This is a genomic window from Streptomyces sp. NPDC051907 (assembly GCF_040681075.1).
Lineage (GTDB): Bacteria > Actinomycetota > Actinomycetes > Streptomycetales > Streptomycetaceae > Streptomyces.
Window position 1 is genome coordinate 120,694 of sequence record NZ_JBFAYB010000012.1, and the last position, 8,754, is coordinate 129,447.

Below are 8,754 nucleotides of genomic sequence, written 5' to 3' on the forward strand. Positions count from 1 at the left end.
GGCGGTTAACCCCCTCGCACCGGCAAATCATCACTTCGAGTGAAACCGTGGCCTATGCTTGCGAGCAACAACCCACGGTTGCCAGGCTGTTGCTGTCTGTCAACCTGTTGGGAGTGCCTGTGACATTCGGTGAGCAGCCGGCCTATCTGCGCGTTGCGAGCGATCTACGGCAGAAGATTGTGAACGGCTCGCTGCCCCCGCATACCCGCCTTCCGTCGCAAGCCCGCATCCGCGAGGAGTACGGCGTCTCGGACACCGTCGCCCTCGAGGCCCGCAAGGTGCTGATGGCCGAAGGGCTGGTGGAGGGCCGTTCCGGGTCCGGCACCTATGTGCGCGAGCGGCCCGTCCCGCGCAAGGTCGCGCGCTCCGGCTACCGCCCGGCGTCCGGGGCGAACCCCTTCCGGCAGGAGCAGGCGGAGGAGGGGGCCCGCGGCACCTGGGAGTCCAGCAGCGAACAGGAGGGGGCGAGCCCGGAGATCGCCGCCCGGCTCGGCGTCGAGCTCGGCGACCGGGTGATGCGTACGCGCTATGTGTTCCGGGACGCGGGCGAGACGATGATGCTCTCCACATCCTGGGAGCCCCTCGAAGTCACCGGCCGCACACCGGTGATGCTGCCGGAGGAGGGTCCGCTGGGCGGCTGCGGGGTCGTCGAGCGGATGGCGGCCATCGACGTCGTGGTGGACAACGTGGTGGAGGAGGTCGGCGCGCGGCCCGGCCTCGCGGAGGAGCTGCTGGCGCTGGGCGGGGTGCCGGGCCATGTGGTGATGGTCGTCGAGCGGACGTACTACGCGTCGGGGCGGGCGGTCGAGACAGCGGACGTGGTCGTGCCGGCGGACCGCTTCCGGATCGCGTACCACCTGCCGGTCCGCTGAGGCCGGCGGCCGTAGGCCGGAGATCGGCGACCCGTGGTCAGCGGGCGGCGACCGGTGGGCAGGGCCCGTGTGGTCGGAGGGCGGCGACCGGTGGTCGGGGGCGGCAATCGATGGTCGGTGGCCGGGGCCCGGTGGTCGCGTTTCAGCGGTCGGTCGCCGGCGTCGTGATTCCGGGTGCGCGCGCCGAATCCCGGGGATTTCGGCGCGACGGTACGCCTCGACCGTACCGATTCTGGCCTTCTTCGGGCCCTGAGGGCGGTGGGTCGAGGTCCCCGCCGCCTTCGGCGCCGCCGGACTCGCCCTCGTCCGGTGTCCCTTGATCGTGCGGGCGAACCCGGGGGCGTACCGCCTGACCAGGACCGATCTCGTGAATGCCGCCCAGGCGGAGACCGAGGCCGGCACCGTGTTCGTTCGCTTTTGCCGCTTCCTGGGGTCGGGGTGCGGCGGCGCGGGTCGCAGGGATCCGACCGTCGGTCCGGTCCTGACGCCGGTGCCGACGGTGCCAGTGACGCCCGTGGTGTCGGTGGTGCGCGCAGAACGAGCGGACTTCAACGACCGCTAAGGGGCGCATCCGGCCTGATGCGCCCCCTCGCTCATCTCTCTTTGTGAAAACTTGTATCCGCTGAGTAAAGGTCAGGCGTACGCTCAGGCATATGCGTAGTGCGGTTTCCTGGAGATCGTTAGAGAAGTGCTGGCCGGCCCGGGGAGGGGCGCGATGAACGACAGTGGCGCTGTGCTGCCCTGGCTCGTCATACGGCAGGACGACAACGGCAACCGCTACCGCGTGGGCAGATACGCCACCAGGGACGAAGCGCAGCAGATAGTGGAGACCCTCGACGCCCGCGGCCACAAGCAGCTCTACTGGGTGGAGCGCATCGGCCTGCCGGCCCGCTAGCCGCCCGGGCGGCCTCGCCCGGCGCGCAATATGCTCCGGCGCATGAGCACCGAGCCTGTCCCGGGGGCGTCCTCCGGCTCTCCCGAACCCGTCGCCGAAGCCCTCGCCGAGCCTGTCGCCGAACCCGTCGTCGTGGTCGCCGCCGCCCTGTGCGACCAGGGCCGGCTGCTGGCCGCCCGCCGCAGCGCCCCCGAGGAGCTGGCCGGCCGGTGGGAGCTGCCCGGCGGCAAGATGGAGCCCGGGGAGAGCGCCGAGCAGGCACTCGTGCGCGAGCTGCGCGAGGAGCTGGGCGTCGAGGCCGCGCCGGTGGAGCGGATCCCCGGCGAGTGGCCGCTGAAGCCCGGTTACGTACTCCAGGTGTGGACCGCCCTCCTGGTCTCCGGCGAGCCCCGGCCGCTGGAGGATCATGACGCGCTGCGCTGGCTCGCCCCGCATGAGACAGGGGCCGTCGACTGGCTCGACCCGGACCGGCCCGCCGTGGCGGAGGCCGTTCGCCGCCTGCGCGAAGAAGCGGGCGGCGGCGCGCACGGCTGACGCGTACGCCGTTCGTGCCACGGTGCGCTCATTGCTGCCTCTCTTGGGATAGCGAGCGTTAAATATCGGGTATGTGCTGATTAACCCGCCTAAAAGGGACGCGGGTGCTGCCGGTCTGGGGAAGTGAGCGGCGTGATCGACACCGACGGCGAGTGTGCCGAGTGGAGCTTCCCTGCCGAGGCCGACGCCGTACGCACCGCCCGTCACGTCGTGCGTGACGCCCTGCGCCGCTGGGGGCTGGACTCCGCGGTCGGCGATGTGACGGTGTTGCTGGTCAGCGAGCTGGTGACCAATTCCCTGCGCTACGCCTCGGGTCCGATCGAGGTCAAGCTGACCCGCCCCGAGCCGGGCTCCACCCTCCCCTTCCTTCTGGTCGAGGTCTCCGATCCCCTTCCGGACGCACCGACCGAGCGCGCCGCGGAACCGGACGACGAGGGCGGCCGCGGACTCCAGCTGGTGGCCGTATCCGCCCGTCGTTGGGGTACGCGTCGAGGAAGGACCGGCAAGACAGTGTGGTTCGAGCTGGCCCTCTCCGGTTAGAAGGCAAGAGGAAGACGATCACGTCGCGCTCGGCTCAAAATGAACGAGACCTTGCTGTGATCGTGAACGCCGTGTCGGGACGGGCCGTAGTGCTGAATACTGCGGTCATGGCCGGTCCGGTGCGGTGAGCTGGAGGGGACGGTCGCGTGAGCGAGATACCTGAGACGGCGAGCGGTGTCGTGTGGCAGAGCAGCCCGCCTGGCTCGATCTATGACTACATCAAAGTCGCGTCGTTCTCGATCGGCCCGGACGGGCTGGTCGATCAGTGGAGTCGACGAGCGGTGGATCTCTTCGGCATCACTGCCGAGGAGGTCAGGGGCAAGGACCCGGTCGAGGTCTTCATGCCTGCCGAGCTGCGCCCTCGCGGCCATCGGCAGGTGGCGGAGATCCTCGACGGCAAGGAGTGGACCGGGCTCGTGCCCTTCCGGATGCCCGGCGGGGGCCGCGAGCACGGGGTCGCCGAGGTCTATGTGATGCCCAGTGAGACGGAGGACGGCGACAGGGCCGCGCTCTGTATCGTCGTCGACGTCCGCGCCCTGCGACGGATCGAGACCGACCTTGCGGCCTCGCAGGCGATATTCGGCCAATCTCCTTTCGGGTTCCTGCTCTTCGGCACCGACCTCACGGTGCAGCGCGCCAACCAGCGCTTCGCCACCGTCTTCGGCGGCGCCGCCGAGGACCATCGTGGACGGACCGTCAGCGACTATCTCTCCCGCGCCGAGGCCGAGCGGATGAACGCGGCGCTGCGCAGGGTCCTTGAAACCGGCGAGTCCGCGATCGACCTCCAGATCATCGGCGCGACTCCGGGCAGCTCCGACCGGCGGAACTGGTCCATCAACCTCTATCGGGTGCACAGCGGTTCCGGCCGGCCCATCGGCGTCGCCGGGATCGGCACCGACGTGACCCGCCGTCATGTCGCCGCCCGCGAGGCGGCCAGCGCGCGGCGCAATCTCGCCCTTCTGAACGAGGCGAGCGCCCGTATCGGCAACTCCCTGGACCTGGAGACCACCGCCCGAGAACTCCTCGACGTCGCTGTCCCCGGCTTCTGCGACCTCGCCTCGGTCGACCTCTACCAAGGGCTCCTCAGCGGCGACGAGGTGCCGCCCGGGCGGTCGGACGGCAGCGGCGAACTGCGCAGGGTCGCCTTCGCCAGCGCCGTCGCCGGCGCCCCGCTGGTGAGCGCGCCGGGCTGCGGACAGGACCCGGACACCCCCACAGCGGTCGGCGAGGTCCACCGCTATCCCTTCAACTCGCCCTGCGCCAGCGCCCTGCGCACCGCACGGCTCCAGTCGATCCCCGGCGAGGACGGCAGCCTCGTCCAGTCCACGCTCGCTGTGCCGATGGTCGCGCACGACACCGTGGTCGGCCTCGCCCAGTTCTCCCGGGCCAAGGGCAGCGAGCCCTTCGGGGAACGGGACCTGGCCCTCGCATGGGAGCTCGCCGCCCGGGCCGCCGTCTGCATGGACAACGCGCGCCTCTACCGCAGGGAGCACGAGCGGGCGCTGATCCTCCAGCGCAGCCTGCTCCCGCCGGGCGACCCGGAGGCCGCGGGCCTGGACATCGCCTGCCGCTACCTCCCCGGCAACACGGCCACCGAGGTGGGCGGCGACTGGTTCGACGTCATCGAGCTGCCGGGGCACCGCACCGCCCTGGTCGTCGGCGACGTGATGGGACGGGGGCTGCGGGCCGCGGTCGCCATGGGCGAACTGCGCACGGCCGTACGGACCCTGGCGCTGCTGGACCTCGAGCCGGCCGAGGTGCTCTCCGCGCTCGACGAGGTCGCCCGGGGGCTCGGCAGCCCCGGGAGCCCGGCGCAGGGCGGCGGCGCCGGCGGAGGCTCGCAGAGGGTCCCGCGCGTCGCCCACAAGTCCCGCGAGGCCGACCTCTCCGAGGTCTATCTGGCCACCTGCGTCTACGCGGTCTACGACCCGGTCACCCGCCGCTGCACCTTCGCCAACGCTGGCCATCTGCCCCCCGTCCTCGTCGAACCCGGCGAGGAGGCGCTCCTGCTCGACGTACCGCCCGGGATGCCGCTCGGCGTCGGCGGCGAGCCCTTCGAGGAGGTCGAGGTCGAGCTTCCCGAGGGCGCGCTCCTCGCCCTCTACACCGACGGGCTCGTCGAGTCCCGCGACCACCCCCTCGACGAGGGGCTGCGGGCCTTCCGCACCGCGCTCACCGATCCCGTACGACCGCTGGAAGACGTCTGCGACCACGTGCTGAACACCCTCGACACCCGGCACGGCGAGGACGACATCGCCCTGCTGATGGCCCGTGTGCAGGGGCTGCCCGTCGACTCCGTCGGCGACTGGCAGCTGCCGCGCGAGCCCCGCTCGGTGGGCCGGGCCCGCGAGATGGCCCGCGCCCAGCTGATCTCCTGGGACCTGGAGTCGCTCGTCGACACCGTCGAGTTGCTCGTCAGCGAGCTGGTCACCAACGCGCTGCGGTACGGCGAGGGGGAGATCCGGCTCCGGCTGCTGCGGGACCGCACCCTCGTCTGCGAGGTATGGGACGCCGGCCTGGTGCAGCCCAGGCGCCGCCGGGCACGCGACACCGACGAGGGCGGCCGAGGGCTCCAGCTGGTCGGCCTGCTCAGCGCGGCCTGGGGCTCCCGCCGGACCCCGCGCGGCAAGACGGTGTGGTTCGAACTCGCCCTGCCCGACGGGGACTCGGCGTCCGAGCCAACGGTGGAGCAGCTGCTGAGCATGTTCTGACGGAGGAGGAGCGGGCTGCGGGAGCTGGCGGGCGGAGTGGAGGCCCCCGGTGCGGGGCCGACGGAGAGGGCATCGCGCCTGGGGCCGTCGCCGGGCCGCTGCCCGTGCTGTGGCTCTGCCCCGAGAACCCTAGGGGCTGCCCCCCCGTACGCCCTTCGGCTGAGTTACGAGCCCGACTTCAAGGCTGCCAGTCGGGTCTCGATCTCCGCGCTGTCGCTCAGGGTGTCCAGTTGTTCGAACTGTGCGTCGAGTGAGGACGCGGCGAGCTCCTGCTTGCCCAGCGCCTTCGCCTCCTCGCGGCGGACCTTGTCCTCGAAGCGGCTCAGCTCGCTCGTCGGGTCCATCACGTCGATGTTCTTCACCGCGTCCATCATCTGGTTCTGCGCCTGCGCCGACTTCGCCCGTGCCACCAGCTCGTCCCGCTTCGCCTGGAGCTCGGTCAGCTTCGACTTCATCTGCTCCAGACCGGACTTGAGCTTGTCCACCACCTCCGTCTGGGAGGCGATCGTCGGCTCGGCGGTCTTCGCCTCCTTCTCGGACTGGAGCTGCCGGCCCAGAGCGACCTTCGCCAGGTTGTCGAACCGGTCCGCGTCCGCGCTCTGGCCCGAGACGCGCAGCACATCCGCCTTCCTGCTGGCCGCGAGCGCCTTCTCGCCCCACTCCCGCGCCGCTTCCACGTCCTCCTGGTGGTCCTGCTCCATCAGACGCAGATTGCCGATGGTGCTCGCCACCGCCTGCTCCGCCTCGGTGATGTTGTTCGAGTAGTCCCTGATGAGCTGGTCCAGCATCATCTGCGGGTCCTCCGCCTGGTCCAGCAGGGCATTGATATTCGCCTTCGCCAGCTGGGCGACCCGGCCGAGAATGGTCTGCTTGGTCATCGCACCTCTCCTTGAACGCCTGATACGCCGCGATCGGGTCAGAAGCGCCCGCCGCCCATCCGGCCGCGGGTGCCGCCGCCGCCGAAGCTGCCGGGTCCGCCCCCGAAACCGCCCCCGAAACCCCCGCCATGGCCCCCGCCCCTTCCTCCGCCGCCGAACAGTCCGCCGAGGATGATCCCGCCGAGCACCGCGCCCCCGAGCCCGCCCCCCGCGCCTCCTGCTCCTGATACACCGCCCGAGCCGAATGGGTTCCCATATCCCCGTACGTCCTCCTCGGCCAGGCTCTGCGCCTGCCGCGCCAGTGCGTCGGCCTGCTGCGCATCGCCCAGCGCGCCCTGAGGGTCGCCGCCCCCCTCGGGCCCCGCCAGCTCCCGCGACCGCTCCAGCCGCCGCTGCGCCTCCGCCAGGCGGGTCCTGGCCTCGCTGCCGACCGCGCCCCGGTGGGTGGCGATGTAGTCCGCGGCCGCCCCGATCGCTGAACGCGCGGCGAGCGTCGCCTGCTCCAGCAGGGCGCGGGCGCGCCGCGCCCCCTGCTCGTCCTCGCGCGCCCCCGCCAGCGCCGCGTCGAGGGCCGCGTCCGCCTCCTCCACCCGCCGCAGCGCGTCGATCGGGTCGTACGGGCCCGCCTCCCGCTCCCGGCGCACCTCCGCCGCGACCGTCTCCGCACGGGCGATCCGGCCCTGGAGGTCGGCCGTCGACGCCCCTTCCGCCGTGCCCTTCAGCAGACCGCGCGCCTCCGCGAGGTCCGTGTCCGTCTCCGTCAGCGCGCCGGGCAGCTTCCCCGCCGCCTCCGCCAGCTCCCCCGCCCGCCGGTCGACGGCGTCGACGAGCTGGGCCGCCTGGGCGAGAGCGCCCTCCACGGCCCGTACCTGCACGGCGGCCGGGCCGTTCTCGGCGGCCGCGACCGCCTGCTGGGCCGTGTGCAGGCTGTTCGCGGCGAAGACCAGCCGGTCCTTGGCCTGGTCGACGCTCGCGGCGACCGGCGCGGAGGCGGATGCGGCGTACCGGTCGCGCATCATCCCGAGGGCGGTCTCCGCCGCGGCGACGCGTCCGCCGAGGTCGTTGAAGGCCGCCTCGGCGGCGGCGAGGGCCTGCGCCGCGTTCCGTTCCAGGTCGCGCAGCCGGTCGAAGCTCTCCGACTCGGCGTCGAGCCGTCTGTTCGCCTCCGTGCACCGGGCGACGATCTCGTCCAGCATCCGGCGGCGGGCGGCCTCGTCCTCGGGATAGGCGTCGTCGAGCTGCTGACGGAGCCGGAAGGCGGCGGTCAGCTCTTCCTTCGCGTACACGACCGCGTCCTGGAAGGGCTTGGCCGCCTCCTCGCCGAACTGGGCCGTGGCGAAGCCGAGTTCCTCCTGGCTGGTGCGCACGGCGTCGTCGGTCTCCACGAGGGCCTGTCTGGCCTGGGCGTCGAGCTCGGGCAGCGGCGTGTGGGCAGCGGGCCGGGAGGGCCCCCAGCCCGCCTGGCCGCCCTGCGGGGTGGTGCGTGTGGCGGTGCGCTTGCGGCGTTTGTGGAACGTGTACGCGGCGATCGCGCCCGCCCCGCCGATCACCGCGATCGGCAGCACCAGGTCCCCGGCCCCCGTGCCGGCCCCGCCGCCGTCCAGGCCCGGGTCGGGGTCGCCGGGGGTGACGGCCGGCACGGGCACGGGCCGCCCGGCGAGCACCGCGTCGTAACCCTGCGCCGCCCCGATCGCGGCCCCGGCCCAGTCGTTCTCCCGCAGCGGGGGCTCGATGGCGGTGGCGGCCACCTCTTCGAGCTGCGGGTCGGTCAGCCGGGAGCCGTCGTCGACCCAGTACGCGTACTGACGGTCGTGGGTCGCGACGGCGAGCAGCACATCGCTGAGGCCGAGGCCGTTCCTCGCGGCCGTGGCGGCGGCCCAGTCCTGTGCGGAGTCGCCGGAGAAGTCGCGTACGTACACGACGAACAGCTGGAGGCGCTGGGCGTCGTAGAGCCGGTCCAGCGCCGCCTCGACCTGTGGCTCACGGTCGCCCAGCGCCCCGACCCGGTCGGTGATCTGGCCCTCGCGGGACAGGGTGACGGGGTCGTCGGCGCGGGCGCTGTGAGCGGCGGGGACGGCCAGCCACCACGCCGCTGCCAGCACGGCGAGAAGGACCCGGGCGGCTGTTCGCGTCACATTTCGGAGGCTATGTCGGGAGGCGCCCCTCCGCGACCGGACGACGGCAGACGACGGCAGTCGAGCGGCTGCGGACGGCGGCCGCCGCGTGCCCGTGGCCGACCGCCGCCGAGCCCACGCGGGCAACCTCCGCTGGGTGGTCGCGCAGCAGCCGCAGCGCCTCGGCGTGCCGGGCGTCGTCCGTCAGAT

General features: G+C 72.5%; 8 protein-coding genes. 6 read left to right on the forward strand and 2 right to left on the reverse strand.

Annotated features, from left to right (window positions below):
* Positions 1-119 precede the first annotated feature (119 nt).
* The 6 genes from AB0M39_RS10660 to AB0M39_RS10685 all read left to right on the forward strand — a co-directional run bounded on the left by AB0M39_RS10660 (position 120) and on the right by AB0M39_RS10685 (position 5,552).
* Positions 120-872: a GntR family transcriptional regulator gene (locus AB0M39_RS10660; protein WP_365362441.1), complete on the forward strand. Its 753-nt coding sequence runs from the start codon at positions 120-122 to the stop codon at positions 870-872.
* Between the two features lie 367 nt (positions 873-1,239).
* Entirely contained in the window at positions 1,240-1,434 is a 195-nt protein-coding gene (locus tag AB0M39_RS10665; RefSeq protein WP_365362414.1) for a hypothetical protein, read from the forward strand.
* A gap of 153 nt (positions 1,435-1,587) precedes the next feature.
* Positions 1,588-1,767 carry an SPOR domain-containing protein gene (locus AB0M39_RS10670; RefSeq protein ID WP_365362416.1) on the forward strand — a complete coding sequence of 60 codons (180 nt, stop codon included), beginning with the start codon at positions 1,588-1,590 and terminating at the stop codon, positions 1,765-1,767.
* Positions 1,768-1,809: 42 nt separating this feature from the next.
* Positions 1,810-2,301, forward strand: a complete 492-nt coding sequence (locus AB0M39_RS10675) for a (deoxy)nucleoside triphosphate pyrophosphohydrolase (RefSeq protein WP_365362418.1) — start codon at positions 1,810-1,812, stop codon at positions 2,299-2,301.
* Positions 2,302-2,424: 123 nt separating this feature from the next.
* A complete protein-coding gene (locus AB0M39_RS10680; protein ID WP_365362420.1) occupies positions 2,425-2,841 on the forward strand; it encodes an ATP-binding protein in 417 nt (138 codons plus the stop codon).
* 146 nt (positions 2,842-2,987) lie between these two features.
* Entirely contained in the window at positions 2,988-5,552 is a 2,565-nt protein-coding gene (locus AB0M39_RS10685) for a SpoIIE family protein phosphatase (protein ID WP_365362422.1), read from the forward strand.
* Between the two features lie 164 nt (positions 5,553-5,716).
* Here AB0M39_RS10685 and AB0M39_RS10690 read toward each other — a convergent pair whose 3' ends face one another.
* Together AB0M39_RS10690 and AB0M39_RS10695 are read right to left on the reverse strand one after the other, a co-directional pair.
* Complete coding sequence (locus AB0M39_RS10690) at positions 5,717-6,430, reverse strand: PspA/IM30 family protein (RefSeq protein WP_365362424.1); 714 nt, start codon at positions 6,428-6,430, stop codon at positions 5,717-5,719.
* Positions 6,431-6,468: 38 nt separating this feature from the next.
* On the reverse strand, positions 6,469-8,565 hold the full coding sequence (locus tag AB0M39_RS10695; RefSeq protein ID WP_365362426.1) for a TPM domain-containing protein: 2,097 nt from the start codon (positions 8,563-8,565) through the stop codon (positions 6,469-6,471).
* Positions 8,566-8,754: the final 189 nt, after the last annotated feature.